This window comes from Streptomyces sp. NPDC050264 (genome assembly GCF_040655895.1).
In the GTDB taxonomy this organism is placed as follows: domain Bacteria; phylum Actinomycetota; class Actinomycetes; order Streptomycetales; family Streptomycetaceae; genus Streptomyces.
Genome location: NZ_JBFAKV010000023.1, coordinates 91,668 through 117,756 on the forward strand (window position 1 = coordinate 91,668; position 26,089 = coordinate 117,756).

The window sequence follows — 26,089 nt, forward strand, 5'->3', positions numbered from 1 at the left end:
AAAGGGGATGGGTGACGGTACGGTTCGCGGGTCCGCCCCCATCACACGTGTGAATGCGGGGTCATATCGTGGTGTGCGCCGTGGCGTCGGGGGCGAACTCGCGGAGTCTGGTGTGCAACTCGTCCAGGTCTTCCCTGTCGATGAGTTCTTGCAGGAGGGCGGCCTGTTCGTCCCACGGGCCCGCGCAGCGACGGGCGGCAAGGCTCTGTTCGCCTGCGTGCAGGATCCTTGCCGCAGACGTCAGGTAGGGGTGCCGGGAGTCGTCGGGCATGGCTGCGATGTGCGCGAGTCGCCCCAGCAGTTCGGCGAGTTGCGCTTCGTTTGTGCGTGCGCCGCGCCCGGTAACGGCGTTCGCGAGTTCTTCCCGCGGGCCCGCGTCGGCGGCGCGGAGGGATCCTTCGAAGTGCATGCGGTCGAGCCGTGCCAGCAGACGGGCGGCCCTGCCCTGTACGGACGCTTCGCCCTCGTCGCGCAGAGTGCGCAGGCGTGTGATGCGTTCCTCGATGAAAGGTCCGTGGAAGCCGGTGTCGGAGTCCTTGTAGTGCAGGGCACTGCCGATGCCGACGGCGTCGACGCCGGTGTGGACGACGTCGGCCAGATTGTCGAAGCTGATGCCCGCCGACATGTAGGTGAGCAGGCCGGCGGTGTGGGCTTCGTGTACGAGGGTGGACGCCGTGCGGTGGCCGAGCTGGACGATGACGGGGTCGCTGGGGTGGGAGTCGCCGGCGCCGTCCCAGGCCACTTTGGCGAAACCGCCCTGCCGGGTCAGGTCGATCCCCAGGCGTCCCAGGGCGAGCCGGTCGGTGATCCGCGACGGCTTGTCTTGATCGCGGTCGTCGGTGAAGGGGTCGTTGAGGTTGAAGGCGGCCGAGAGCAGTTGCCTGTGCGGGTTCATGAGCGTGTCGGCGGCGACCGCGCGCATGAAGCGCACGGCCTGGCGTGCCGTCATGTGCTCCATGGAGATCTTGCATTCCGCCACGCCTGCCTGGAAGAGGGTCGAGCAGGCGGCGGCCATGAAGCGTACGGACTTCACCAACGAGGTCTCGAAGTCGCCTTCGAACATGGGGCGGCCGACGTAGACCGAGATGGGTGCGCGGACGCCGGTGTGCAGCCGTACGCGTGCGATGGTCCGGATCGAAGGCAGGCGGTAGGGCTCGCAGGCCTCTCGGTCCTCGCTCTCGGCGCGCTCGATGTGCTCGACGTGGACGACGGTGCCGTCGAGGTGGGCTTCGCGCAGGGTGCTGCCGAGCACGTGGCCCTCGCCCGGGTCCGTGATCGACAGGTATGTCTGACGGGTACGGAATCCCGCTGCGCCCCACAGCTGGAAGTCCTCGTCGATCCGCGCTCCCTGGTCCAGCAGGAAGTAGGCGACCTGCACCGCGATCTGTTCGGCGTGGGTCAGGGCCCGGCCCTCACCGCGCGCGGCCGACAGCAGCTGGGACACGGCGCGCAGATATTGCGGGGCCCCAGCGGGCAAGGCCTGCGCCCGGGTCTGCTCCGACGATCCCAGACGGACCGTCACCTGCCCGTTCCGCAAGGACAGTTGCGCCAGGCCTGGGCCCGTGTGGGAGATGATCTCCGTCTCCGCACATCCTCGCAGGAACGCCTGGAGGTTCTCCCATTGCGTGCGGATGTCGATGCCTGCGTCGGCGAGCTGCCGCGCATAGCGTCTGCTCTGCTCCGCGAGGGCCGCGTGCTGAGGAAACTCCTCCGTCAGAATGTCGGCCTGATGGTGGATCTGCTGTGCCAGATCGGTCTGTTCGCGCCCCTCGGGCAGTTCGTATCCATGCCCTTGGTGATAGGCGGCGTTTTCCGATCGGGCCTGCTGCTTCTTCTCCCGCGCCCATACCCGCACGACATGATCGCGTACGAGGGTCAGGGCGACGCGGCGCAGAGCGCCCGCCGTCATCAGGAATTGTGTGGGGGGTGCGGTCGTGAGGTCTGCGGTCGGTTCAGTAGCGCCTGAACGAGTCACCTTTCCATTCACGGTATACGGGTATCGCGGTCGGCCAGGAGTAGGCCGACGTTCACTCGGACGGCCTAGCGGGTTCGCTCGTACGTTGGACAAGCCACTGAAAGAGCGGTTGAAAGCCGGCGCCTCGGCAACTCTAGGAATTCCGCTTCGATTTGAGGAGAAGCCGTGTACGAAGTCGTCGTCTCCTTCACCGTCGAGAACGATCACCGTGAGGCCTTCCGGGACGCTGCTGTGAAAGCCCGGCAGAGGGTCCTGGACACAGAGCCCGGCACCGAGAGGTTCGACGTTCTCGCAGACGAGTGGAACCCGAGCCGCTTCTACATCCTTGAGGCCTATGCGGACGAGCAGGCCTTCGATAGGCACGTCACAGCGGATCCGGCGAAGGAGTTCCTGACCGAGGTACAGCGCTACACCGCCGGACCGGATTTCATTCTGCGCGGTACAACTCTGCATTGAGGACGGACCGTTGACAGGGAACTGCGAGCAATTGCCGGAAGGCGTCGCAGGTTGCGTGTTCGACCTCGACGGGACCTTGACCAAAACGGAGACACAGCACCGGCGAGCCTGGCAGGAAGCGATCAACACCTCGCTCGGCGACCCACATCTGTTCACCGCCGCCGACTATCACGAGTTGGACGGCATAGCGCCGTTACCCGCCCTTTCGGCCTTCTTCGATCATCACGGTGTGCGCGTACCCGAAGGGTCCGCCGACGATCCGCCGGGCCATGCCACGGTCCGCGGAATCGTCGCGCGCAAAAGGAAGTTGTACCGCTCCATGCTCGCGGCCGAAGGAGCCGAGGCCTATCCCGGATCCCTGCGATTTCTTGCCCACCTACGGGACAGAGGGATTCCGCTCGCCGTGGTGTCCGCGAGTTCGTCGTGCCGGGAGGTGCTCCGAGAAACCGGGCTGAGCGACTCTTTTCCCGTCGTCGTCGATGGCCCCGACATCAAGCGGCAGCACCTGGCGGGCAAACCGTCCCCCGACAGCTTCCTCGCCGCGGCGCGTCAGCTCGACGTCCCCGCCCCGCGCTGCGCCGTGTTCGAGGACGCGCCCAGCGGCATCCGGGCGGCGCGCAGCGGCGGCTTCCACACAGTGGTGGCCGTACATCGCTCGGGCTCCGCGCACCACCTGACCCGTGAGAACCCCGACATTCTCGTCTGCGACCTCACCGAACTGCTCTGACGGACACGCCATGACGCACAGCGACCACAGTTGCCCCCCAAGACCCCCCGCCCACGCATACGGCATGTCCAGCGCTCAGCCCTGGCTCTGGGAGTTCCGTGCCGACCCCGACGCACCGGAGGAAGCAGCGCGGCACGCCACGCTGTGCACGCTGGGCAACGGAACGTTCGCCACCCGCGGCGCCACCACCAGCGACGACCACACCGCACCCTGCTATCCCGGCACGTACGCGGCCGGTGTCTACAACAACACGCACGCGATCATCGAGGGCGACCACGTCGACATCGAAGCCGCCGTGCGCCTGCCCAACTGGCTCCCCCTGGTCTTCCACCACCGGGACGCCGACGGACGTCGAGGACCGGCGCTGGCCCCCGGTCCGCACTGTGCCGTGCAGAGCGAGCGCTTCGTCCTCGACATGCGCCACGGCATCCTGCACCATCACCGCGTACTGCTCGACACCGCCGGCCGGCGCACTCGCATCCACGAACAACGGATCATCCACGCGGAGCACGCGTCTTTGGCCCTGCAGAAGGTGACCGTCCACGCGGAGAACTGGAGCGGCCCCCTGACCGCGGCGGCCGCCATCGACGCGGACGTGCGCAACGCACAGGTCGAGCGGTATGTGGAAGGCCGGCATCTCGACGGCGTCACCGTCTCGCAGCCGAGCGGCCGTACGGCGTGGCTGACCTGCCACACCACCCAGTCACTGATCGGCATCGCCGTCGCCTGCGTCCTGCTGCCGGCCGCCCCCCGCTCCGCTCCCCCGCGCCCTGGCACTCCCCTCACACGTCTGGCCCACATGGCGACCGCCGAGATGGAATGCCACGTCGCCCCCGACGCCCCGCTCGCCGTGCACAAGTTGACCGCACTGCGGTGCGACCGCTCCTCCTCCATCGAGGACCTGCGCAGCCAGGTCCTCGACGACCTCGCCACCGGCACCGACCCCGAACACCTTCTGACAGCACACAGCCGCACCTGGCACCGGCAATGGACCACCACTCCCCTGCCACCACACCTGGAGCACGCCGAGGTACTGCGCCTCTACCGCTTCCACCTGCAACAGGTCATCAACACCTCCACCCGCACGCGGGACGCCGGCATCCCGGCGCGCGGCCTGCACGGTGAGGAGTATCAGGGACGGGTCTTCTGGGACGAGGCCCCGGCCATCGCCTGGCTGGCGCGCACCTTCCCCTCAGCGGCGAGATCGGCACTGGACTACCGGCACCGCCGTCTGGCGGCGGCGACCCGGGAGGCACAGCGGCACGGCAGCAGCGGCGCCCGCTACCCCTGGCAGAGCGGCATCGACGGCAACGAGGTCACTGTTCCCTGGGTGCGCAACCCCCTGACCGGCCACTGGCAGCGGGACCACACGGCCCTGCAGCAGCATGTCGGCGCCGCCCTCGCCCACAGCATCCTCCGGTACGCCCGGCGTACCTCGGACCTGGAGTACCTGCACACCAAGGGCGCCGCGATGATCTTCCAGATCGCCCAGTTCTACGCCACCGCGAGCACCCGCGATCCGCCGGCCGGCCGCTACCATCTGCGCACTGTCGTCGGCCCCGACGAGTTCCACGACATGCTCCCGGACAGCGCCGAACCCGGCGTGGACGACAACGCGTACACCAACATCGCGGCCGCCAGCACCCTCGAACTCGCCGCCCGCCTCTGGCACGATCTGCCCGACCGCCGCCGCGAAGACCTCCAAGAGACCACTGGCCTCGACCAGGACCGGGCAGCCGCGTGGGAGCACATCTCCCGCCGTATGTTCGTACCCCACCACGACGGCGTGATCTCGCAGTTCGCCCACTACGAACAGCTGCGCCACGTCAGCCTGGAAGATCTCGCCGAGCGCTACGGCAGTGACCTCGGCCGACTCGACCGGCTGATGGAAGAGGACGGAGACCACCCGCGCAACTATCAGATCGCCAAGCAGGCCGACACCCTGATGCTGGCGACCGTGCTGGGCACCGAACGCACCTTCGCCGTACTGGCCCACCTCGGATACGACAGCACCCCGGACACGTGGCGGCGTACCGTCGAGTACTACCTCCGCCGCACCGTGCACGGCTCCACGCTCTCGCCCGTCGCACACGCCGTGGCACTACGCCAGATCGACCACCCCCAAGCAGGCCACTTCTATGCCCAGGCACTGCGCACCGACCTGGTGCCCGGCCAGCGCACCGAGTACGGGATCCACCTCGGCGCCATGAGCGCCATACTCGAACTGGCCACGGACACCGCGGAATCGGCGCACCGGCCGGGGCGGTGAAGGCTTGGTCGAGGCGCATGACCGCGAGGTAGCGGGGCCGCCCCGTAGGGCCGCACTGCTTCGGCGGCCGCCGGAGCCTGCCCGTCCCCCGTACACCGGCCGCCGCACTCACGGCGCCCCCGCGCCGGGGCTTCACGCGCCACCGTCGCGGCGGCCCGCGCTTTCACAGGTGTGCCCAGGGCCGGGCCGGGCACTTGGGGCTCGTCCCGCTCACCGTGCACCGCACCCCAAGGAGTCGACGTCATGCTGATGGCACACCCCGCCGTCCTGGACGACCTCATCCAGCAGTACGAGACCCTGCAGGACCTCAACGCCGCAGAGGGCAACGACGGTGTGCAGCAGCGCATGGGCGACATCGCCTACACCCTGTGCATCGCAACCGGTACCGCCGACATCGACGCCGCCCTGATCGCCGCCCGCCACCAACTGCCCGGCGCCCGGCCCGAAGACGAGTCCCTGCTGCCCGCCTGAATCTTTGCAGCCGGGCGTGCCCTTACGACAAGGCCCGCGGCCATGGGCTCGCCCGCCTGCCCCCGGCAGGGTCAGCCGGCCGTACTCGACTGGGCGAGTCCTACCTTCGGGCGGCGACAGCGCAGCAAGCGGCTCTCCGCGGACAGCCGCCGGGCCTCCAGCCGCAGTGCCCTGGATCACCCGGCCACGGACTCGGCCCGCCCGTACGTTGCCAGTGGCCTGGATCCCTGCACCCACCCATTGCAGCCCGCAGCGCCGGATGCGTCCTGCCTGCCTTCGCGATGATCTGTGGAAGCCGGTTCAGCCGCCGCATCAGGCACCGCGACCCACCTCCTCGGCAACCAGGAAGTCCGCCAGCTTGGTCAGAGTCCAGGTGGAGAACGGCAGGTCGTGCTCGGTCGGCTTGGACTTGACGCTCTTCTTGGTCTCGCGGCGCTCGGGCAGCGTGAACGTCGGCCGGCCACCTTTGTATGGGGGATAGAGCGAGCCGAAGCCGTCGGTGTTGAAGTTGTGGATCACGTCCCGGACCCGGTCGTCGCTGGTGAACGACACCTCGGCGATCCTCGCCACCGGCATCCCCTGCGCGGACAGCAGCACCATCTGGGCCCGCCGCCAGGTCACCACCGACCCGGTGCCCCTGCGGATGATCCGCAGCAGCAGCCTGCCCTCGTCGTCATCGATTTCGCGAACCCATACACGCTCTGGCATCCGCATGGAATCTCGCTCATTGCGCGATCACCTGGGAGCCCCAGGCGGCGCGTAGTGATTCAAGTAATCCTGCAGTTGCGGCTCGAGCCGTGGCAGGTCACGGTCGTTGACCGCATGCCAGAGTCGGTTCTCGCCCCAGAACCGATGGGCAAACTCCTCGAACAACGGCGCACACCACAGGATCGCGACCCTCTGCTCCTCCGCATCCTCAAGATCGGTCTGTGTCTCTTCCCCGTCGCGCGCCGCGCTTCGTACTCGTACTCGTAGTCGAGGTCGGGGTACACCACGAACGCCTCGCTCGTCGGACGGAGGTAGAGGTACCGGATAACGCATTCCCGCTGGTCCCGGAAGAACCGCGCCAGGAAGGCACCAGGCTCGACCGGACTGGGCAGCGGCTCCGAAAGATGCGGCGCTCGCCCACGAGCGCGGCCTCGATGCCCTCCGCATTGCGGGGGACCCGCTCCGGCTGGTGCGGGCGGACCAGCTGCGCACTCATCGAGGTGCCTTCCTTCGTGCGGTGCTCAAGTCTGCCGCGCGCGGCCCCTCCGCATCGGTGGGACATCCCGGCACTATCGGTTCGGCTGAGCGGCCGTGGTCGACGCGTCTGCCCGGGCACCCTTGGCATCGTCGCGCAGGAGATCCCTGGTGATGCCTGTTCCGGACGGATCGGCGGAGAAGGACCGGTTGCGGAAATGTTCAGGCGCGCGGCAGCACGCCCAGGAGCGTCGAGGTGAAGGAGATCCGCAGAGCGTCACGCAGCTCCAGGTGGAGCACGCCGAGGGCGGGCTCGTCCGCGTAGGCGGCGAGGAGGCTGGGCGGCGGCGGGACGTACGCCGACAGGGCACCCGCCGAGACGAGGCTCATCAGGCAGAACATCTGCGCGCCGTCGCCGAGCTCGGGCACGTGGCAGCGCACGAGCTCGACCATGGCCGCGAGGCGCGTGAGGGAAGAACGCTTGTGCCGCTTGACCACCTCGATCGAGACGTTGTGCTCAAGGACGCCGCCCTGCGCGCCGAAGAGGTCGCACAGCACCACCCGGCCCGCCAGTGATCGGCTGAGGATTTCGGCCAGTTGGGCCGCCCGCACTTCCGGTGCGGCATGCGCCTCGATGCCCGCGGCCAGCTCGTCCGTCAGCTCGGCGAGCCAGCTCTCCAGGAAGACGTCCAGCAGTTCGAGCAGCACGGCCTCGCGCGACTCGAAGTACCGCAGGACGTTTGACTTGGCCAGGCCCACTCGCCGGCTGAGCTCGTTGAGGCTCACCTCGGTCACGGGCATCTCGTCGAGCATCGCCGCCGCCGTGTCCAGGATCGCCCGGCGGCGGATCTCCCGCTGCTCCTCGCTTCGCGCCCGCTGAAATGTCACGACCTCAGCCTAGCTTAAAGACCACCGGTCCCTTGACAGGAGACCGCCGGTCTTTTACGTTGGCCCACGTAAGAGACCGATGGTTCTTTAGGAGTGCGTCATGAGCGGCAACTGGACTGAGCAGCACATCCCCGATCAGCACGGCCGGGTGGCGATCGTGACCGGAGCCAACACCGGGCTGGGCTTCGAGACCGCCCGGATGCTCGCCGCGCGCGGCGCGGCGGTGGTCCTGGCGGTCCGTGACGTCGAGAAGGGCAAGCGGGCAGCTGCCCGCATCACCGGCGACGTCACCGTCCAGGCCCTCAACCTGGCCTCCCTGGACTCGATCCGGTCAGCGGCGGCCGACCTGCGCGCGGCCCACCCCCGCATCGACCTTCTGATCAACAACGCGGGCGTGATGTACACCCCGCGGCAGACCACCGCCGACGGCTTCGAGCTGCAGTTCGGCACCAACCACCTCGGCCACTTCGCCCTGACCGGCCTGCTGCTGGACCGGCTCCTGCCCGTACCCGGCTCCCGCGTCGTGACGGTCAGCAGTACCGGTCACCGCATCCGGGCCGCCATCCACTTCGACGACCTGCAGTGGGAGCGCTCGTACAGCCGCTCCGCCGCCTACGGCCAGGCCAAACTCGCCAACCTGATGTTCACCTACGAACTGCAGCGCCGGCTCGCACCGCACGGCACCACGATCGCGGCGGCCGCCCACCCCGGCGTGTCCAACACCGAACTCGCCCGCAACACGCCCGCCGCACTTCGCGTGCCTCTCACCTGGCTCGCGCCGCTACTCACCCAGAAGGCCGAGATGGGCGCCCTGCCCACCCTGCGCGCCGCCACCGATCCGGCCGTCACCGGCGGCCAGTACTACGGCCCCGGAAACCGGAGGGAGATCCGGGGCTACCCGAAGCCGGTCACCTCCAGCCCCGACTCCCACGACCAGGCCGTCCAGCAGCGCCTGTGGAACGTCTCCGAGGAACTCACCGGGGTGACATTCTCAGCGCCGGCTCCACAGCGGAGGGAATCCTGAGGCCGCAATCGGATGCGAACCAGTCGGTTCAGCTGGTCGGGGTGATGACGGGATGTCAGGTCCTTCTGCGAGACATCGCGTTGCAGGCAGCTGTCCGTTCGTGCCTCTCACGTCCGATCGCCACCAGACCCGCGGTGACGTCGCATCGAAACCTCGCACGGCACGCAGCCGACCGTCCAGAGGGACCAGAAGGGCCGGCACTTCGCCGGCCGCAGCACCCCCGCCCGCATAACGCAATCTCAGCGCAGGCGGATCAGGATCACTACTGCATGCCGCGTGGTCCTGCCGCGACCTCGACCACCAGGCCGTCGGCCACGGTGGTGTAGCCGTCGCCCGCGCTGGTGCGAAGCTGCCGCACCGGGCCCGGCGTGATCAGGTACGGCGTGACCTGAGCGGCCAGGGCAGCGGTGAGGGTCTGAGTGAGGACGGAGCGGCTGTCGGACAGCCGGACAGCCAGCCGCTGGGGGCGGGCGGGAGTGCCGGTGTATCCGACGACATCGGCATCGACCGTCTCGCTGTGCCGCACCTTCCGCCACGAACGATCAGGCCGGTAGGGGCCGGTGGCGTGCTTGGCGACGATGCCCTCGATGCCCTGCTCGGGCAGCACCTCGAACCAGGCGCGGGCGACGTCGATGTCGTCGCTGGCGGGTACGGACTGCAGGGGCGGGCCGAGGGGTTCCAGGACGTCCAGGAGGGCGGCGCGCCGCTCCAGGTACGGGCGGCCTCGAAGGTCCCGGCCGGCCACCATCAGGCAGTCGAACGCGGAACCGCGCGGGTTCGTAAATTCCCGGAGGAGGTGACGCCCGAACCGGACGCCGTGCGGCTCCCTGGCGTCGGCGAGCGTGCGAGTTCTGTTCCCGGGGTGCAGCTATTCAGGTAGCGGTCTGTCCTGAACCACGTTCTTCATGACCAGGGTCGAAGTCAGGCGTTGGACACCGGGCAGTCGGGCGAGCTGCTGGTCGTAGAGCTGCTGAAACGCGGCAAGGTCGACGGTTGCGACCCGCAGGAGGTAGTCGGGCTCGCCGAACAGGCGCTGTGCCTCGATGACGTGCGGGACGGCGGCCACGGCCTCTTCGAAGGCCGTCACGGTGTCGGGAGTCTCCCAGCGCAGCGTGGCGAAGACGAGGGCCTCGAAATTCAGGCCGACGGCGCCAGGGTCGACCACGGCGCGGTAGCTGCGGATGGCGCCCTCGCGCTCGAGGTCGCGCAGCCGGCGGTGGCAGGGCGAGACGCTGAGCTGCACGCGAGCAGCCAGCTCGGTGACCGTCAGACGGCCGTCGAGCTGCAGCTCGGTAAGAATCTTCCGGTCCAAGGCATCCATGAAGAAGATTCTCCCCGACCAGGCGCGATCATGAGGTAAATACGCAAACATCTTTGGGGATATCCAACCTAATCTTCCCTCCAGGGCTGGAAGAGTGAGAGGGAACGATTGATGGATACGACGACGGTGGCGGCCTTCCTGGCAGTGGACCTGCTGTTTGTGTTCACGCCGGGCGCGGACTGGGCGTATGCGATCACTGCCGGGCTGCGGGAGCGGTCAGTCATTCCGGCCGTCGCCGGACTCATAGCCGGGCACCTGGCGTACGCGCTGCTCGCCGTGGTCGGCCTGGTGGTGATCGTGGCAAACTCCCCGACCGTCCTCACCGCTCTGACCGTTACCGGAGCCGCCTACTTGATATGGCTCGGCTGGGGGCTGCTGCGGCAGCCCGGCGTCGTAGCAGCGTCCGAGGAGGCCATGGCCCCGTCGCGTCGGCGGATCGCACTCAAGGGCACCGTGATCAGTGGCCTGAACCCCAAGGTGCTGCTGCTGTACTTTTCGCTGTTCCCGCAGTTCATCAGTGACGGGACGGGCTGGCCTGTCACCGCGCAGACCGGGCTCCTTGCCGCGATCCATGTCACGGCCTGCGCCCTCGTCTATCTCGCCGTCGGTCTCTTGGCGCGCACGGTGCTGAAGACCCGCCCCTCGGCCGCCCGGGTCGTCACCCGCATCAGCGGTGCCATGATGATCGCCGTCGGTGCCTTCTTGCTGGTGGAACGCCTGGCTGGCTGAGGAACCCGTCCCGCTTCATCCGACACGCACCCGAAGGAGAGTCCGCACATGGAAGACCACACGCGGCAGGAGCAGACGAGCCCCACGGTGCAAAAGCGTGTCCAGGACAGCTTCGACCGGCAGGGCCTGATGTCACATCTTGGCGCGCGACTCGCTCATATCGGCCCCGGCCGGGTACACATCGTGCTCCCGGCCCGGCCTGAGGTCACTCAGCAGCATGGCTATGTCCACGCCGGTGCCACCAGCGCCATCGCCGACAGTGCCGGCGGTTATGCCGCGCTCACCCTGTTCGACGAGGACTCCGAGGTCCTCACCGTGGAGTACAAGATCAACCTTCTCGCGCCCGCCGCCGGCGACCACCTCGAAGCGATCGGCACCGTCCTCAAGCCCGGACGGACCCTGACCGTCTGTCAGCTGGAGGTCTACGGCGTTCAGACCGACGGCGCCCGCAAGCTCGTCGCCAACGGGCAGCAGACCCTGATCCGCGTAAACAGGACCACCTCATGATCGCCCATCGGTCCACTCCGCCCTTGCCGTCCTGGCTGACCTGGTGGCAGCGCCCCTTTCCTGACGCCAACCCCCTCGCGCTATAGCGGTCAAGCAACGTCGAGGTGAGCTGCCACGGCACGAGGTCGGAGTGCTCGCAGATCTCAAGCACCGGCCTGACCAGCTGGTCACTCGAGGACGGCATGAGCCCGGCCGCGTCACGCGCTCACTGGTACTCCGCCAGCGTGTCGAAGAAGTACGACCGCTCGTCCAACTGCCCAGACCAACCCGGCAACCGGCTGTACCGGCTCTTGAGATGCGACGGCCGCAGCGGTCATACCCGCGAGTACCGAACTGCCTGTCGCCGCCTGGGCCTGGCAGGGTGCACTGAGCGGGGCGGCGACCACGGCCCCCGTGGCCAGGCCCAGGAACCGGCGCCGGCCGGTCGTGGTGCGGCCGGTGTCTCCAGTCGTGTGCATGGAAAACTCCATGTCTCTGGGGAGGAGGAAGCACAACTGACCGACCGTGACGACTGTCACCGATCAGTCCTGTTATTGCTGTGCGCGCCAGAGCGGTGCCGGTGGCGACTCAACGTCCGCGAGAAGGCGAAGGCCACCGTGTCCGCCGAGGCGTGACCCGTCACGGGTGTCTGGGCGACTTACGTGTAGTGAAATGCACCAGCCCGCACAGTGGGAAACGAACCCCAGCGTTCCCCCACGTGTGGACTACACGCTCACCGCACTCGGCGCGACACTCCTGGACTCCGTCGTCGCTCTCGGAGGATGGGCCACCACACACCGCCACGAGATCAACAACAACCGACACCGCTACGACGCAACGCACCCAACGCAAACACCGCCCTGAAACCCCTGCTCAATCCACAGAATTTGACAATTCCTCATGGTCAACTCTCCATGGTGACTGGTGATTTGAGCCAAGCCATGGCGCAGTGCGGAGCCTGGGCCCTGCGGCAAGGGTGCGGCGCGACGCAGCTGGGGCGTGTGCCGGAAGTGCTCCAGGTTGGCTGACGTGAGTGCGCGGGGGCGGAGTTAGGCATATGTCGGACCGGTCGAACTGAAGGCTGGGGTCCGGCCTGGTGGCGGCGGGTGCCGTATCAGCTCGGCGGCCGACTTCGGCAGCTGGACAGCTGAGAGATCCGCGGCGGAGCCGGCCGAACCTTTCACCTTCGTTATCGGTATGGACGGTGTGCTACGGCCGGCGCCGCGACGAAGTGAGCATGTGGCCTGTGCCGGCGGAGACGTGCTGCTGGGTGCCGGTGAGATCGGCTTCGTGCGCGCGGCGGGCCGGTGGGCCGTGAGCGAGGTCAGCAATCAGTCAACCGGGTACTGCCCGGATGTCAGCTCCTGATCGGAAGTCGCCCGTGCTCTGGACGACGTGGAGCCCGGGCGGCCCTCCGGCTTCACTCACGAGGTGGTGTTCCGCCGGTGCCCCGACTGCCAGGAGCACAACATCGTGCGCGAGGACGACTTCGTCCGTGTCCTCTGCGGCGCTGATCTGCCTGCGGCTTGGAATGTGAATCCCACCGCGTGACGGCCGGGGCACAGCCACTCGTCCATGAAGGACCGTCGTGCATCACCCCCGTAACAAAATGATCCACTTCCTTGCGCGGGCCGCGTTCACGCCCGTGCAGTGAACTGATGCACTCTCCGACAGCAGGCGGTCCGTTCTTCCGCCACCTGCGCATATGGCACGCCGTGACGGCCTCCCTCGTAGTGGTGGCGGTGGTGGCGTTCCTCGTCCTTCGCCCGTCCGACGGCGTGCGCCCGGTGCCCAACAGCCCCTGCCGCCCGGCTGATGCGGCCCGCGAGGACCCGCCCGCGACCCCCGACCTCGACGGAGACGGCTCCGTCGATCTGGTGCATGAGATCTCCCGGTCGTTGAAGGTCGACGTGGTCGTCGTGCCCGGTTCCGAGCACGGTCCGGACCACGACCGCACGACCGTCCTCACCCAGGAAGACCTCGGTGTGCCGGACCGCATCCAGGTGGGCGACGACCCGTTGCAGCCCACGGTCGCCGACCTGGACGAGGACGGCCACGCCGACCTCGTCGTCAGCTCTGCCGCCCAGGTCCTGTGGGGAGGCCCCAAGGGCCCGCAGGCCGACGGACCGCACGGGCGCGTCCCGCTGCCGGGCAGCGGGTACCACACCGCGCCGATCGCCGGTGACTTCGACGGGGACGGCCACACCGACCTGGTGGTCTTCAGGGACTCGATCGAGGACAAGGAACTGGTAGTCCTCAAGGGACCGTTCAAGCGCTCCGGCGCCCCCGCCCGGACCGCGGAGATTCCCAGTCCGGTCCACGACGGCGCGAATCCCTTGCTGGTCGCCGGGGACGCGAACGACGACCGCGCCACCGATCTCGCGCTCTACGACTCCCCGTGGGATCCGCCCCTGCTGTTCACCGGCGGCGCCCGTACCGCCGGCGGTTTGAGCAAGGAACCCGAGCGGCTGCCGGAGGGCGAGAACGTCGTCTTCGGCGACTTCGACGGCGACGGGCGGCAGGACGTCGCCGTCGGCCGGAGCTTCGTCGACAGCTACGACGAGGTCGACACTCCCCACCGGCGCGGCCAGGTCAGCGTCCGTTACGGGAAGGAGCCTGGGAAGTGGGTCACCATGGAGGGCGGCGACTTCAAGGAGGGCTTCGGCACCAGGCTCGCCGCCGGAGACTTCAACGGCGATGGCTGCGACGACCTGGCCGTGCAGCTCACCAAGAAGAAGGAGGAGGGGGACGCGCGGATCGAGGTGCTGCGGGGCGGCTCCGAGCACGGGCTCGGGTCGAAGCCCTGGCGCGCCACCAAGCGCTCCGTTCCGAATGGCGACGGCCCCGACGGCGCACTCTTCGCCGTCCAGGACTGGGACGGCGACGGCCGCGCGGAACTGACCCTTCTCGGCGACGACAGATGGTGGATCACCGACGGCACGGACCGCGACGAGGCATCCTTCCCGGTCGCCCCCAGCAAGAACCAAGGCTCGTAGACACATTCTCGTAGGCGCATCTTCGTAGTCCCGACCTCGTAGTTACGGGCCCACAGCCCCGGGCCCGTAACGGGCGACCCCGGGGGTGCCCTCCGGGGCTCGCGTTTGTACGGGGGTCAGGAGGCCTGGTCCTCCTCCCCCGCCGCCTTGTCAGGGACCAGGGCGAGGCTGATGACGTGACGGACGCGGCTGTCGCCGGGGCTGTGTCCCGTACGACGGGCGACCAGTGCCTCCAGTTCCTCCACCAGCTCGGTGAACTCCTCGGGCGTCGCCCACACCGCTCCCTGCCGGTAGAGGACGCCCTCGCGCGAGGGGTCGGCGTCGTCGCGGGAGAGGTAGCGGTCGACGTCGGCCATCATCGCCCCGGTGAAAACGGTGAAGGCCTGCCGGTGGTCGTCCTTGGTCATGGCGGCACGGGCTTCCTCGTCGACGAGTGCCCCGTCCTGCCTGACCCGATAGCTGCGTTCGACCGTCCCTCGTACGGGTCGTTCCTGGACCACTTCCAGGACGCCGGCCTTGGCGAGGGTCGCGACGTGCCGGTACATGCTGGCCGGCGAGACGTCCGGGAGGCGTTCCCGGAGCTGGGCGGTGGTCAGCTCACCGGCGCCGACCAGGGTCTGGAGGATGCGCATCCGGACCGGGTGGAGGAGGAGATCCGCGGTAGCCATGACTTCATAATCTCACATCTGATAACGTTCTCGTAGTTGAGAATAAAGTTGAAATGAAGTTGAGAATGAACGTGGCGCGAAACGAAAGAGGCGGAGCCTTGCCCGACGTCGACATGACGGTCACCGCGGACGACGGAACCTCGCTGGCCGGCACCCTGACACTCCCGGCCGGCCCGGGACCGCACCCGGCCGTCCTGCTGCTGCACGGCTCCGGTCCACTGGACCGCGAGGGCAACACCCCGAAACTCACCATGAATCTGGGGCGGCCGATGGCCGAAACCCTCGCCGTACGAGGGATCGCCACCCTGCGCTACGACCGGCGCGGCGCCGGCGCCAACCCGGGCGACTGGCGGGCCGCCGGCTTCACCGACAACCGCAGGGACGCCGCCGCGGCGCTGCTCGCCCTGGCCGGCCGGTCCGACATCCGCGCCGAGGCGGTCGGCGTGGTCGGTCACAGTGAGGGCGCCCTGCACGCCATGGCACTGGCTGCCCGGACGGACGTACGGGCGGTGGTGCTGCTGGCCGGCTTTGCGGACCTGGGCGAGGAGGCCTTCCGGCGGCAGGGCCGCTCGGTCGTCGGAAGCATGCCCGCGCCCGTCCGGCTACTGCGCCGGCCGCTGGGGGCGCTGGGGAGCCGGGCCCTCGCCCGGGTGAAGAAGACCCGTACGGATGTGGCGCGCGTAGCCGGATTCAGGGTCAACGCCCGCTGGATGCGCGAGATGCTCGTCCATGACACCCGGGACGACCTCGCCGTCATCAACGCCCCCGTCCTCGCCGTCACCGGCGACAAGGACCTCCAGGTCGGCCCGGCCGACTTGGGCCGGATCGCCCGGCTGGTCCCCGGCGGCGCGGAGACCCACCGCATCGCCGGCCTCACCCACATTCTGCGGCACGACTCCGGACGTCCCAGCCTGAACTCCTACCGCCGCCTGATGCGCGAGCCGGTCGACCCCGGCCTGCTGGACCTCGTCGCCGGATGGCTCACCCGCCACCTGGACGCGGCCCCTGGTGAGACGTCCGCAGAGGGACGGCTCTCCTCCTCCTGACCTTCAGGTCTCCCGGCGTTCCGCGCGCACACTCCCCTGAACCGTACGAACACCCTGCCGGGCCGTACCCCGCCCGGCCGCTCCGGTTTGCGCTCCCCGGCGCGGAGTTCGTCCCCTTCCTGTCGGTGTCGGACGAGGCAAGACGCTGGGGCTTCTCCTTCTTGTCCGCCAGCAAGGGATGGAACCTGGCCGGCCTCAAGGCCGCCACCCTCGTCACCGCCGACCCGGTGCCGCGGCGGTACGTCGAGCGGATGTCGCCGCACTGCCTCTACCGCACCGGGCATCTGGGGGTGATCGCCACCGTGGCCGCTTTCAACGACGGCGGGCCCTGGCTCGCCGATGTCCTGGACATCCTCGACCGCAACCGGAGCCTGCTCGCCGAACTCCTCGACGGACACCTCCCCGCAGCGCACTACACACCACCACAGGCCGGCTTCCTGGCCTGGATCGACTTCCGCGCCCTCGGCTGGGGCGACGACCCCGCCGCCCACATCCTCGACACCGCCAAGGTCGCCCTGAACTCCGGCCACCGCTACGGCTTCTCCGGCTTCGCCCGGCTCAACTTCGGCCGCGCACCGGAGATCCTCACCGAAGCAGTCACACGTATCGCCGGGTTCTGTTGACAGGTGCGGAAGCAAGCCCACTGCCCGGGCAGCCAAGGTGCCCTGACCGGTACGTCCCGGCAGCGGGGGACTCGTCGGATACCCGCGGCTTGGAGATGCTCTTCGTCTCTCGGAATGCATCGAGACAGGAACCGCCTCCTACCGCCCCGCTCGCCGTGACTCGCTCCCAGGTCGAGCAACCGGCAACGGGCTGACCTGCCTCATGGAGTGGCCCAACAGGTCGGCCAGGACGGTCAGTTGGTCCTCGCTGAACCAGGCGCGTTCTGGATTCCAGATGGCGAACTCAAACCGGGCGAATCCACGGGGTCAGGCGTAATCCAGTGCGCCCAACGTGGTGGACGCTCCGTAACACGGAGCCTCGATCGCGAGCGTGGTGAAACCGTCGTCGCCGCGGGCCTCAAGGAGGATGTCACGTCGATCGCTGCGTCCACGCCACCGGCCACCCCGGGAGCCAGTTCTTCGGCGAACGGGACGACACGGTCGACCGCATCGCGTTCAGGTTGTTACCGCGGATCCGTCGGAATTGTCGACAGGACGTCATCGCTCATAGTCCCCCCCCACCTGGCCAACCGCGCTGCGCCACCGCGGTGTTCGGCTGCGCCCTGAGGGAGCTTGCTCGACTTCACGGAGACCTTCCTCGGCGGCGGAACCAGCTACCAGAGGCCGCTGTCAGCAGCCTCGGGGCCGCTGGAGGAGGAGTTCAACAATGCCGCCCGCATGCGCGGCGACCTTGTGATGATCACCGACGACGACTGCGGCGTCACCGAGGAATGGATGCGCGCCTGGAACGACGCCAAGCACCGGTTGGACTCCCGGGCCTTCGGCGTGGCCGTCGGCACCCCACGCGCGACCGAAGCCGACTCGGTCCTTTAAACGCTGTGCGACAACCTCCGCTCCATCGAGGACTTCACCGACGTCCACGCCGCCGCCGGCCTCTTCCGCGTGATCTGAGCCGTCCTCCGCCCCCGCGACCCCGACTGGTTGTCCGGTCCGTGAGTTGGCGTGGGCGGCAGCAGCTCGCTAGCCGATCGCGTGTGCCGTCGCTGTCACGAACACCCCGGTCACCCAGGTCCACAGCACGGCGAGCGCCGCGTGTCCGGCCGTGCGCAGCCGGTGGCCGCGCCAGAGCTTGGGCGAGAAGTACGCGAACTCCATGGCCCAGCGCAGCCCCCAGAACAGCGTCTGCGCGCACAACAGGAACGTGGGCAGGGGCGCGCCGCTGAGGAGTTCTGACGCGAAGAACAGAGGAAGTGTGCCAAGGAGGGCGCACGTCAGGGCGATGAAGAACAGGTGGGCGTAGGAGACTTGGCGGGTCAGCAGGCTGCTGCCTCGCAGGTCCGCGGGCCAGCCGAGGATGCGGGGCAGCGCGGCGTGCACGAGCCCCATTCCGATCAGGGCCACTCCCACCAGGCGCAACTGCCATGCGAGCGCCGGGAACTGATGCATCCTCACTCCTTGGTGAACGCGAAGGCCGTCACCAGGCCCGCGATTCTGCTGGCCGCACGTGGTCGCAGTCTGGCGTGTGAGGCCAGGCGCAACCATTCGGTTCGGGCAAAGAAGTGCCAGGCGCCGGGGCCAAAAGCGAGGACGTTGGCTGTGTCCCGGAGATGTTCGGCAAGGATCAGGGTGCCTGCCGGCCGCAGGAGTCGGGCGCACTCCGTGAACAGCCGCTCCCGGTCCGCGGCAGTGCGCAGTTCGTGAGCGGCGAACACCATCAGCACGGCATCCACCGAGGAGGACTCCGGCGGCAGTGCGTGTGGTCGTCCCGGGACGGAGTGTTCCGGCGGTGGAACACGGCGGCGGGCGCGGCGGATCGAGCCCTCGGTCATCAGTTCCGGATCGAAGAGGTCGACAGAGATCTGGCGCGCGGTCGGCCAGCGTGCGGCCAGTGGGCCGCTCACTTCGTCGAGGCCCGTGCTCACCACCACGTACGCCGACGGGACGTCGGGGAGCAGTGCTTCCAGCCAGTGGTAGTCGTACAGGCCGGAGTGGTCGTAGACGTACCAGCTTGCCGCCGTCGCCGAGGCGAGCAGGCCCGTCGCGGAGACGGCGCCGGCTCGTGCGAGTGCGCGCAGAGGGCGGTGCGGCCGCCCGGAGAGGGAGGTCGTGAGGGCGACGGTGGCCAGGCCTGTGGCGTACCGAGGCCAGTTGTAGGCGATGACGTCACGGACGCCTGACCCGCGTTTCATCGGAGACCGCCGTTCTCGGCGCGGCGCAGGCCGCGGTGCCATCCGTAGTCCACGTCGGCGACATGGAAGGCGTTGGCCAGGACCGGACGGGTGCCGGCGAGCGGGCCGTGGTCGAAGAAGGTGAGGCGGTGCACATCGACGGATACGGGCTGGGGGTCCCAGTGCGCACGGAACGCCTTGACGATCACCACAGAGCGAGTCTGCGGTTCGTGTTCGAAGGTGTACGGCAGCGGGCCGGCGAAGCGACGGGCGGCGTGCTGGTCCGCGAACGGGCTGGCGACGGGCAGTGGCGCGGGGGCACTGTGCAGGTGGGCGCGCACCTGCAGGTCCGCCTGGCCGTCGGCGCTGTCCACGCGGAAATCGAGAGTGTCCCCTCCGGCGTTCAGCTGTGAACTGATGCGGGCCAGGCGGTAGTTGTAGCGGGTCAGCGCGTTGCCGCCGAGTGACATCAGACGGCTGTCGGTATCGCTGCGCAGGATGCGCAGCCCCCGCATGGTGCGCCCGCCGGGGGTACGGAAACGCGTGAAGATGCGGTAGCCGGTCAGCCGGAAGTTGCCGCCGAATCGGGCGGGCAACCGTGCCGGCCGCAGGGCGCGGGTGTCGACCAGAGCGGCCGCGACGAACCCGAGTTCCGGATCCTGCTCCGTGGCCCGGTAGGTGTCGAGTTCAAGACCGGGCGGGACGAGTGGACGCAGCGCCTCGGCGGAAAGCGCGTACGTCAGCACCAGCGAATGCGCGAAGTGCGCCTTGATCGCGATGGGGTGACGCTGCAGCAGGTATCTCACGGCTCGATCCTCCGGTCCTCGCGTGGGCCACGGCCGCCGCCGAGGCGAATCACCCGCACGATGCCCCACAGTGCGGAGCGGTCCTGTGAGGCCCAGCCGGCTCCGGCGGGGCCCGGTTCGCGGAAGCTGCGTATGACGACCACACCGCCGGGGCGGACGGCATGCCGCACGGCGGTGCGCAGCCGACGGGCGAAGTCCGGTCCGGGACCGTCCAAGATGTTGGACAGGGTCACTGCGTCGTAGCTGCCCGCCGGCGCCTGCTCCAGGGTGTGCACGACGTCGTCGCAGACGAGTGCCGGCCCGGAGGCTGTCGGGACCGCGGTACCCGGCGGTTCAGTGCCGCAGAGCAGGTGCCACAGCCACGGGTTGCGGGCGTTGGGGTGAGTGGCCACTGTTCGCTCGATGCGCCGCCGGAGCACGTTGTCGAACCGTCGCGGCACGACGTCCGCGAACGACGGGCGCAGCGCCACGGCCAGGGCCCCGCTGGGGCGAAGTGCCACCCTCATCAGCCGTCGCAGCCCCGGAGTGTCCAGTTCCGCACGCCAGACGCGAGCCTGTTCCACCGGGTCTTCGAGGCTCAGGAAGGCGCGCAGCGCCGGTTGTCGCCACGCGGGCACCATCGCCGCTGCGATGTGTCGCCCCAGCCGCATCATCGCCTCGGCCGATCCTTCGGTGGTCCTGCCGCAGGCGAGGCGCTCGCGAGCGTAGGCGAGTTGCACCGGATTGATGTCCACCGCTGTCACGTCGTGGCCCGCGTCGTGCAAGGCCGCGGCGGTGTCGCCCGCCGACGCGATACACAGCACCCGTGCGCCCGGCTCTGGGAGCACCGTCAGCTCGATGCCCCAGTCCTCGTACATCCGCCCGAACAACAGGCGGGGCCCTCCCGCGCCGGCGAGGAGCCGGCCGCGCTGCCAAGGTGTCCCCTTCACACGACCACCACCTTGCGCGGCGCCGTCCGGGCCACCGCCCAGATCAGCGCGACAAAGGCCAGATCCTGCGTGACCAGCCGACCTGGCTCCTCGATCTGGCCTGGACTGAACAGAAGCCCTCCTGAGTTGAACCCCACCACGAGTGCCGTCTGCACGACCGCCGCCGCACGCGTCCTCCACCCGCTGAGGACCCACACTCCGATCCCCACCTCGGCCAGTCCGATCAGCACCAGCGCCGCTGTCACCGCCCACCCCGGCAGGAACGGAACGTCAGCGACGATGGCCCGCTGATCCGCTCGCCCCGGCCAGACCTTGCACCAGAACCCCTCGTAGAACCAGACCAGCGCGATCGCGCAACGCGCCGCCTGCTGCTGCCGCGTCGTCCCTGCCCCCAGCCCCGTCCTCGTCCCCGTCTCCGTCATATGCCGATCACGTCCTCCCTCGCTTCTCGCCCCCGAGAGGCGACCGAGTGCACCGCTCGCGCCTGCGCCTGCGCCTGCGCCTGCGCCTGCGCCTGCGCCGGCGGCATCGGCACGGTCCGTGTGCCGAGCCCACGGGTGATCCCTGTCCGCGGAGTGCAACGCAGTGGTGGCGGCGTCGGGTCGGTTGGTCAGTTCACCGGCGGCGGGCTGGTCGTTCTTTGCCCACGCGGCCAGGAAGTCGCGTGCGGTGGCGTGGACTTCCGCGGCGTTGTGCCGTCCGGTCCCGACGGGTGACGCGTGCGCGGCCTGCTCTGTGTTGCCGCCGGTCAAGCCTTCGTACAGGTAGTAGGCGCGCACCTCTGCGACACCCACCATGCCGGCGAACGCCCCGCCGGCCATCCCTGTCTTGACGCTCCGTCTCATCGCCACGGCCCCCACGGCTTCCGTCGACACGGTTTCTTGAACGTGTTCAACTTAGCGGATGTGACAGCCATGTGCATGCGGACTCAACGCGACCTCCCCGCTGGCGGCTGACGGTCCTCTTCAGCAACGCCCGATCTCCAAGGCCGGATCGGATGCCGCTCAACAAGGACGTCGGACCGGTAATCTGCGGGCGCGATCAGGGGGCCGGCATTCCTCCACGAGGTGAGCACGGCGGCGAAGGTAGAGAACGCGGCGAAACAGCGCGACCCTCCGGCGCCCTCAGGACAGTTGTCGGCCTCGATGAGGTAGAGCGGCGTCGCGTGCACGGCACCACCTCGGCGCAGTATCCGGCGATCGCCTCGCTCGACGTCGCCGGGGCGATGATGGACGGATCACAGGGAGAGTGGCTGGTCGACGAGGCGGTCACCGAAGCGATCCGGTTCCGGCAGGCCATCGTCCGTACCGGGCGCCGGATCGCGGCGGCCGGTGACCGGCCGCCGTGGTTCTTCGGCGTCTGGCAGCCCGCGACCGTCACCGAACCGGACAGCGGGGTGGAGACGGCGCTCGCCGACGCTTCCCCGGCTCTGCTGGCGACCGATCCTCGATGCTGGGAGCTGGAGCCCGATGCCGAATGGCACGGCTTCCCCGGACTGAGCCGGGGCCAGTGCATGCTGGACCCCATCAAGGTGACACTGACCTGCCCCGGCGTCACAGCCGCGGGCCGGAGCCCGCCGTGGGGCATCCCCGCCCGCATCCTGACCGCCTACCTCACGGGACGCGGCATCGTGGTGGAGAAGACCGACACGTACACCACACTGGTCCTGTTCTCCATGCGCATCACCTAGGGCAAATGGGGCACCCTGATGGACTTCAAGGCCCTCCACGATGCCGATGCCGACACCCCGCCGGACCGGGTCCTGCCGGAACTGGTCGAGCGCCATCCTTGGCGCTACGGCCGCAGCACCCTGCGCGGTCTGTGCCAGGAGATGCACGAACACCTCACCCGCACGGACCTGATCGAGGCCCTGGACACCGCCTTCCAGGACCTGCCCCAACCCGTCGCCCCGCCCCAGCGTTGCTACCAGTTGTTGATCCGGGGCGGCACAGAACGTCTGCCCCTCGCCGAAGCCGCGTGACGCGTGGCCGCCGCCATGGTCACCGTCACCCCGCCAGGCATTCCCGTACTGATGCCCGGAGAAGCACTCGGCACCCACGACGGCCCGGTGCTGCGCTACCTGGGCGCCCTGGAAGCCTTCGACCGCGCCTTCCCCGGCTTCCACAGCGAAGCTCACGGTGTCGTCATCGAACCGGATACGGGCGACTACCTCATCGAGTGCGTACGCCAGAACAGCTCACTGTGAACCCGGCTCATTGCAACCCTCTGCCCTCGCGGCGGCAGCTACAACACGAATCCTGCGTTCAGCCGCGGACCATCGTGGCAGCGGGCTTTTCGTCACCGACGCTCAGGTACGGGTGAGGATCCTGTGGCTGTACGGCCGCTCTGTCAGTGGCGGTTGATAGCTTCGGGGGCGATCGGAGTCATGGGGGACGGGGGAACGGTGCGCGCACCGGAGTGGGTACAGAAGGTCGCCAATGTGCTGTTCTGCCTGGTCGCCATAGGCGGCATCGGCTGGGGTGGCAGGGAGACCTGGCTGGTGCTGAGCGGTCGGCATCAGATCGACGAAGCGTGTGCGGGGCTCGTGCCGGCGGGCCGGGTACTCGCGCTGTCCCCGGCGGGCGGCAAGGTCACGCACCGGGTCTCCTACGACCCCATCGAGCTCGACGACCTGCTCTCCGGTCAGGAGTGTGAGCTGTTCAGCACCGAGGCAGGAGAGCAGCACGGCAGGGACTCGGAGGGGCGCCTGTTCTTCACCGGGGCGGTGGGCGTCATGCCGGGCTCGCAACAGGTGGTCGCCGACGACCCGTTGGAGCAGCTCCTCAACCCCTACGGCGGGACCGCCTACCCGGCCCAGCCGCTGGGCGGCGGTATCGCGGGTGTCGTCGGCGACGCCGGGGTCGTGGTGCACCTGCCGTGCGCCGAGGGGAAGGTGGGCTCCCGGCCCATCAACGCTCTGTGGGCCCGTGCCGAACTACTGGACCCGAAGCGGTCGTTCCTGGAGGGCGGCCAGCTGGGCGGTTCGGACCGCAACATCCTCGCGGACACAGCCGTGCGCACCGCCAACAACCTCGCCGAACGGCTGGGCTGCGCCGAGCGGCTGCCCGACGCCCCGGACGACGTCCCAGCGCTGTCCGAGGGCCCGATACCAGCAGCCCGCGCCGAGGGCACCTGCGCCTGGTACTCCAAGGCGGGCTACGCGCGACAGAGGACCTACCCGGACCAGGTCCTCGAAAGCCGTACGGACGCCAAGCTCTGGGACGAGCAGTGCGGACTGATCGTCAATGAGAACCGGGCGACAGGGCTTTACCTTCGGGGCACGGCCGAGCACAGATCCCTCATCCGACCGGAGCGCCCGGGCCAGTGGTTCGTCTCGCTGCACACGTACTCCGGCGCGGACGCGACGAAGGTCCTGCTCACCAGTACCTCCTCCGACGAGAAGCCGGAGCCCGCCGAACCGGGCAAGGCCGGGCGCAGCACCGAGGAACCCGTCTGGTGGGCCTCCTCCATCTGCGACGGCCACCCCCAGGTCCACACCATGACCCTCGCCCACGGATACAACCGCCTGGTGTCCCCGCGGATGACAAAGATCTTCCGCGCCTACGTCGACGACGTCACCCGGCGCCGCGGCTGCTCCGACATCGCCTTCCCGACGGCCTCGTCCTTCCGGAGGGACGGGTCCTAGGCGTATGGACCCGAAGGCTGGACAGCCTCGGCATCAACGCGAACGAAGCCCTGGCCGCGGCGTCCTGGCAGCCAGTTCTGAGCGCTGTTGGAGGGTCGGCGACATCGGTGCGCTCACACTGCTTCCCTGCCCCGGGCCGTACTCGTCCGCGGCGGCGAAGTCCGGCCCATTCGCCACCCGTACGGCGGCAATGTGGCAGATGACCAGCCGCTGCAGGGCTCAGTGGATGCCGCGATCGTCAGCGACGGAATCATGGCGAGCACATGTCTGCGCCTGGCAAGGCGTGGCGAAGACGGCCCCGCAAACACCGGTACCGTGCGGCGCGATCCTGTAACAGACCGCGTCAGAAATGATGGTGCACATGGACGATTCCCCGCACACCAGCGCTGCCGACAATCCCCATAAAGCTGCTCTCTCACGTCGCCTGATCCCGATGACAGGGCGTGACCCGGAGGAACACGGGCGGGTCTCCTCGCCGCTGGAGCTCCTGTTCGACCTCACCTTCGTGGTAGCCGTCGGCACGGCCGCGTCCCACTTCGCTGAGATGGTCGCCGAAGGGCACGCGGGTCAGGCGGTCACCGCGTTCGTCCTCGCGATGTTCGCGGTCAGCGTCGCCTGGATCAGCTTCAGCTGGTTCGCCTCCGCGTTCGGCACCGACGACTGGCTCTACCGGGCGCTGACGATGGTGCAGATGATCGGCGTCGTCGTGTTCTCCCTCGGGCTGCCCGCGATGTTCCACTCCGTCGAGGAGGGCGAACACCTCGAACTGCGCGTCATGGTGCTCGGGTACGTCGTGATGCGCATTGCCATGGTGCTCCAGTGGTGGCGCGCCGCCCGTGACTCCCCCGCCTACCACGACGTCGGCATGGCCAACATCCGCTGGACCGTGATCGTCCAACTCGGCTGGATCGTGGTCGCCTTCACCCACCTGCCGCTGGCCGCCGTGTTCACCGCGTTCGTCGTGCTCGGGGCGCTGGAACTGGCACTGCCGGTGCTCACCCAAGGCCCCGCGGGCGGCACACCCTGGCACCCTCACCACGTCGCCGAGCGCTACGGCCTGTTCGCCATCATCGTGCTCGGCGAGGGCGTCGTCGGTACCGTCGCCTCCTCCGGCGGTCTCCTCGGCGGGGTGGACGGCACGCACTGGAGCGGCAACGCGATCGCCGTCGTCATCGCCGGCGTCGGACTGACCTTCGGCATGTGGTGGGTCTACTTCTCCACCCCCTTCGGTGACGTCCTCGTACACCGGCGCAGCCGCGGTTACCTCTTCGGCTACGGGCACATCCCCCTGTTCATCGGGATCGCCGGTGCCGGGGCGGGACTGCACGTGGCCGGACTGCAGCTGGAACACCACTCCAAGCTCAGCGACGTCGCCGTGGTCCTGTCCCTGGCCGTTCCGGTCGGGCTCTACCTGTTGATGGTCTATTTGCTGCACACCCTGCTGCTGTCCGCGGCAGACCCATTCCACCTGCTCCTGATCTCCCTCACGCTCGCCGTACTACTCGTGGCCGTTCTCCTGGCCGCGACCGGCGTCGCGATCGCGGTCTGCCTGCTCGTCGTCATGCTCGCCCCCTTCGTCACCGTGATCGGCTACGAGACGATCGGCCACCGACACCAGCAACAAATGCTGCGGGCGCTCGCTACCGAAGCTCGTTGACGACTCCCGAGGGTGCTGCACC

At 68.8% G+C, this 26,089-nt stretch carries 24 protein-coding genes and 3 pseudogenes; 16 read left to right on the top strand and 11 right to left on the bottom strand.

What is annotated here, in order from left to right; genetic code table 11:
- Nucleotides 1-61 precede the first annotated feature (61 nt).
- Nucleotides 62-1,909, bottom strand: a complete 1,848-nt coding sequence (locus AB0J02_RS32955; protein WP_363197482.1) for a hypothetical protein — start codon at nt 1,907-1,909, stop codon at nt 62-64.
- Nucleotides 1,910-2,140: 231 nt separating this feature from the next.
- Here AB0J02_RS32955 and AB0J02_RS32960 point away from each other — a divergent pair, with 231 nt between their 5' ends.
- From AB0J02_RS32960 to AB0J02_RS32975, 4 genes are all read left to right on the top strand, one after another.
- Nucleotides 2,141-2,431, top strand: a complete 291-nt coding sequence (locus AB0J02_RS32960; RefSeq protein ID WP_363197483.1) for an antibiotic biosynthesis monooxygenase — start codon at nt 2,141-2,143, stop codon at nt 2,429-2,431.
- 55 nt (nt 2,432-2,486) lie between these two features.
- Entirely contained in the window at nt 2,487-3,158 is a 672-nt protein-coding gene (locus tag AB0J02_RS32965; protein ID WP_363197484.1) for an HAD-IA family hydrolase, read from the top strand.
- A gap of 64 nt (nt 3,159-3,222) precedes the next feature.
- Complete coding sequence (locus tag AB0J02_RS32970) at nt 3,223-5,427, top strand: glycoside hydrolase family 65 protein (RefSeq protein ID WP_363197485.1); 2,205 nt, start codon at nt 3,223-3,225, stop codon at nt 5,425-5,427.
- Between the two features lie 243 nt (nt 5,428-5,670).
- Nucleotides 5,671-5,898 carry a DUF5133 domain-containing protein gene (locus AB0J02_RS32975; RefSeq protein ID WP_363197486.1) on the top strand — a complete coding sequence of 76 codons (228 nt, stop codon included), beginning with the start codon at nt 5,671-5,673 and terminating at the stop codon, nt 5,896-5,898.
- Between the two features lie 327 nt (nt 5,899-6,225).
- Here the strand turns inward: AB0J02_RS32975 and AB0J02_RS32980 are convergent.
- Nucleotides 6,226-6,606: pseudogene (locus AB0J02_RS32980) on the bottom strand (helix-turn-helix domain-containing protein); the annotation flags it as partial.
- Between the two features lie 696 nt (nt 6,607-7,302).
- Nucleotides 7,303-7,968, bottom strand: a complete 666-nt coding sequence (locus tag AB0J02_RS32985) for a TetR/AcrR family transcriptional regulator (protein ID WP_363197487.1) — start codon at nt 7,966-7,968, stop codon at nt 7,303-7,305.
- Nucleotides 7,969-8,068: 100 nt separating this feature from the next.
- Here AB0J02_RS32985 and AB0J02_RS32990 point away from each other — a divergent pair, with 100 nt between their 5' ends.
- A complete protein-coding gene (locus AB0J02_RS32990) occupies nt 8,069-8,992 on the top strand; it encodes an SDR family NAD(P)-dependent oxidoreductase (RefSeq protein ID WP_363197488.1) in 924 nt (307 codons plus the stop codon).
- Between the two features lie 262 nt (nt 8,993-9,254).
- On the opposite strand, the gene AB0J02_RS32995 is transcribed toward AB0J02_RS32990, so the two are convergent.
- Together AB0J02_RS32995 and AB0J02_RS33000 are read right to left on the bottom strand one after the other, a co-directional pair.
- Entirely contained in the window at nt 9,255-9,860 is a 606-nt protein-coding gene (locus tag AB0J02_RS32995) for an ATP-dependent DNA ligase (RefSeq protein WP_363197557.1), read from the bottom strand.
- A complete protein-coding gene (locus tag AB0J02_RS33000) occupies nt 9,861-10,313 on the bottom strand; it encodes an Lrp/AsnC family transcriptional regulator (protein ID WP_363197489.1) in 453 nt (150 codons plus the stop codon).
- Between the two features lie 111 nt (nt 10,314-10,424).
- On the opposite strand from AB0J02_RS33000, the gene AB0J02_RS33005 reads away from it, so the two are divergent.
- From AB0J02_RS33005 to AB0J02_RS33020, 4 genes are all read left to right on the top strand, one after another.
- Nucleotides 10,425-11,042, top strand: coding sequence for a LysE family translocator (locus AB0J02_RS33005; RefSeq protein ID WP_363197490.1), 618 nt, complete (start codon nt 10,425-10,427; stop codon nt 11,040-11,042).
- A gap of 48 nt (nt 11,043-11,090) precedes the next feature.
- On the top strand, nt 11,091-11,549 hold the full coding sequence (locus AB0J02_RS33010) for a PaaI family thioesterase (protein ID WP_363197491.1): 459 nt from the start codon (nt 11,091-11,093) through the stop codon (nt 11,547-11,549).
- A gap of 651 nt (nt 11,550-12,200) precedes the next feature.
- Nucleotides 12,201-12,392 (top strand): winged helix-turn-helix transcriptional regulator, encoded by a 192-nt coding sequence (locus AB0J02_RS33015; RefSeq protein WP_363197492.1) that lies wholly within the window; start codon nt 12,201-12,203, stop codon nt 12,390-12,392.
- A 794-nt stretch (nt 12,393-13,186) separates the two neighbouring features.
- The gene (locus tag AB0J02_RS33020) at nt 13,187-14,524 is read left to right on the top strand and encodes a VCBS repeat-containing protein (protein ID WP_363197493.1); all 1,338 of its coding nucleotides are present in this window, start codon (nt 13,187-13,189) and stop codon (nt 14,522-14,524) included.
- Between the two features lie 116 nt (nt 14,525-14,640).
- Here AB0J02_RS33020 and AB0J02_RS33025 read toward each other — a convergent pair whose 3' ends face one another.
- The gene (locus tag AB0J02_RS33025) at nt 14,641-15,192 is read right to left on the bottom strand and encodes a helix-turn-helix domain-containing protein (RefSeq protein ID WP_363197494.1); all 552 of its coding nucleotides are present in this window, start codon (nt 15,190-15,192) and stop codon (nt 14,641-14,643) included.
- A gap of 98 nt (nt 15,193-15,290) precedes the next feature.
- On the opposite strand from AB0J02_RS33025, the gene AB0J02_RS33030 reads away from it, so the two are divergent.
- The 3 genes and pseudogenes from AB0J02_RS33030 to AB0J02_RS33040 form a co-directional block, all read left to right on the top strand.
- Nucleotides 15,291-16,238: an alpha/beta fold hydrolase gene (locus AB0J02_RS33030; RefSeq protein ID WP_363197495.1), complete on the top strand. Its 948-nt coding sequence runs from the start codon at nt 15,291-15,293 to the stop codon at nt 16,236-16,238.
- A gap of 161 nt (nt 16,239-16,399) precedes the next feature.
- Nucleotides 16,400-16,861 (top strand): aminotransferase class I/II-fold pyridoxal phosphate-dependent enzyme, encoded by a 462-nt coding sequence (locus AB0J02_RS33035; RefSeq protein ID WP_363197496.1) that lies wholly within the window; start codon nt 16,400-16,402, stop codon nt 16,859-16,861.
- A gap of 612 nt (nt 16,862-17,473) precedes the next feature.
- Nucleotides 17,474-17,812, top strand: a pseudogene (locus AB0J02_RS33040) (hypothetical protein); the annotation flags it as partial.
- 69 nt (nt 17,813-17,881) lie between these two features.
- On the opposite strand, the gene AB0J02_RS33045 reads toward AB0J02_RS33040, so the two are convergent.
- Genes AB0J02_RS33045 through AB0J02_RS33065 form a run of 5 tightly spaced genes read right to left on the bottom strand, consistent with a single transcriptional unit; the run spans nt 17,882 to nt 21,639 of the window.
- Nucleotides 17,882-18,307, bottom strand: a complete 426-nt coding sequence (locus tag AB0J02_RS33045; protein WP_363197497.1) for a hypothetical protein — start codon at nt 18,305-18,307, stop codon at nt 17,882-17,884.
- A 2-nt stretch (nt 18,308-18,309) separates the two neighbouring features.
- Nucleotides 18,310-19,050 (bottom strand): methyltransferase domain-containing protein, encoded by a 741-nt coding sequence (locus AB0J02_RS33050; protein WP_363197498.1) that lies wholly within the window; start codon nt 19,048-19,050, stop codon nt 18,310-18,312.
- Complete coding sequence (locus tag AB0J02_RS33055) at nt 19,047-19,835, bottom strand: DUF2071 domain-containing protein (RefSeq protein WP_363197499.1); 789 nt, start codon at nt 19,833-19,835, stop codon at nt 19,047-19,049. Before AB0J02_RS33055 ends, AB0J02_RS33050 begins: the two co-directional genes overlap by 4 nt.
- Nucleotides 19,832-20,764 (bottom strand): DUF3419 family protein, encoded by a 933-nt coding sequence (locus AB0J02_RS33060; protein ID WP_363197500.1) that lies wholly within the window; start codon nt 20,762-20,764, stop codon nt 19,832-19,834. Before AB0J02_RS33060 ends, AB0J02_RS33055 begins: the two co-directional genes overlap by 4 nt.
- On the bottom strand, nt 20,761-21,639 hold the full coding sequence (locus AB0J02_RS33065) for a DoxX-like family protein (RefSeq protein ID WP_363197501.1): 879 nt from the start codon (nt 21,637-21,639) through the stop codon (nt 20,761-20,763). Before AB0J02_RS33065 ends, AB0J02_RS33060 begins: the two co-directional genes overlap by 4 nt.
- Nucleotides 21,640-21,929: 290 nt before the next feature.
- On the opposite strand from AB0J02_RS33065, the gene AB0J02_RS33070 reads away from it, so the two are divergent.
- The 4 genes and pseudogenes from AB0J02_RS33070 to AB0J02_RS33085 all read left to right on the top strand — a co-directional run bounded on the left by AB0J02_RS33070 (nt 21,930) and on the right by AB0J02_RS33085 (nt 26,067).
- The gene (locus AB0J02_RS33070) at nt 21,930-22,454 is read left to right on the top strand and encodes a hypothetical protein (protein WP_363197502.1); all 525 of its coding nucleotides are present in this window, start codon (nt 21,930-21,932) and stop codon (nt 22,452-22,454) included.
- 18 nt (nt 22,455-22,472) lie between these two features.
- Nucleotides 22,473-22,970 (top strand): annotated as a pseudogene (locus tag AB0J02_RS33075) (hypothetical protein).
- Between the two features lie 180 nt (nt 22,971-23,150).
- Nucleotides 23,151-24,410: a hypothetical protein gene (locus AB0J02_RS33080; protein ID WP_363197503.1), complete on the top strand. Its 1,260-nt coding sequence runs from the start codon at nt 23,151-23,153 to the stop codon at nt 24,408-24,410.
- 433 nt (nt 24,411-24,843) lie between these two features.
- Complete coding sequence (locus tag AB0J02_RS33085) at nt 24,844-26,067, top strand: low temperature requirement protein A (protein WP_363197504.1); 1,224 nt, start codon at nt 24,844-24,846, stop codon at nt 26,065-26,067.
- The last annotated feature ends 22 nt before the right edge of the window (nt 26,068-26,089 follow it).

Coding starts and splice junctions, on each gene's coding strand:
- AB0J02_RS33005 (WP_363197490.1), top strand. CDS start 10,425: ATGGATACGACGACGGTGGCGGCCTTCCTGGCAGTGGACCTGCTGTTT.
- AB0J02_RS33080 (WP_363197503.1), top strand. CDS start 23,151: ATGGGGGACGGGGGAACGGTGCGCGCACCGGAGTGGGTACAGAAGGTC.
- AB0J02_RS32990 (WP_363197488.1), top strand. CDS start 8,069: ATGAGCGGCAACTGGACTGAGCAGCACATCCCCGATCAGCACGGCCGG.
- AB0J02_RS32970 (WP_363197485.1), top strand. CDS start 3,223: ATGTCCAGCGCTCAGCCCTGGCTCTGGGAGTTCCGTGCCGACCCCGAC.
- AB0J02_RS33050 (WP_363197498.1), bottom strand. CDS start 19,050: ATGAAACGCGGGTCAGGCGTCCGTGACGTCATCGCCTACAACTGGCCT.
- AB0J02_RS33010 (WP_363197491.1), top strand. CDS start 11,091: ATGGAAGACCACACGCGGCAGGAGCAGACGAGCCCCACGGTGCAAAAG.
- AB0J02_RS32955 (WP_363197482.1), bottom strand. CDS start 1,909: ATGACGGCGGGCGCTCTGCGCCGCGTCGCCCTGACCCTCGTACGCGAT.
- AB0J02_RS33085 (WP_363197504.1), top strand. CDS start 24,844: ATGACAGGGCGTGACCCGGAGGAACACGGGCGGGTCTCCTCGCCGCTG.
- AB0J02_RS33000 (WP_363197489.1), bottom strand. CDS start 10,313: ATGGATGCCTTGGACCGGAAGATTCTTACCGAGCTGCAGCTCGACGGC.
- AB0J02_RS33020 (WP_363197493.1), top strand. CDS start 13,187: ATGCACTCTCCGACAGCAGGCGGTCCGTTCTTCCGCCACCTGCGCATA.
- AB0J02_RS33015 (WP_363197492.1), top strand. CDS start 12,201: ATGCACCAGCCCGCACAGTGGGAAACGAACCCCAGCGTTCCCCCACGT.
- AB0J02_RS33045 (WP_363197497.1), bottom strand. CDS start 18,307: ATGCATCAGTTCCCGGCGCTCGCATGGCAGTTGCGCCTGGTGGGAGTG.
- AB0J02_RS33025 (WP_363197494.1), bottom strand. CDS start 15,192: ATGGCTACCGCGGATCTCCTCCTCCACCCGGTCCGGATGCGCATCCTC.
- AB0J02_RS32975 (WP_363197486.1), top strand. CDS start 5,671: ATGCTGATGGCACACCCCGCCGTCCTGGACGACCTCATCCAGCAGTAC.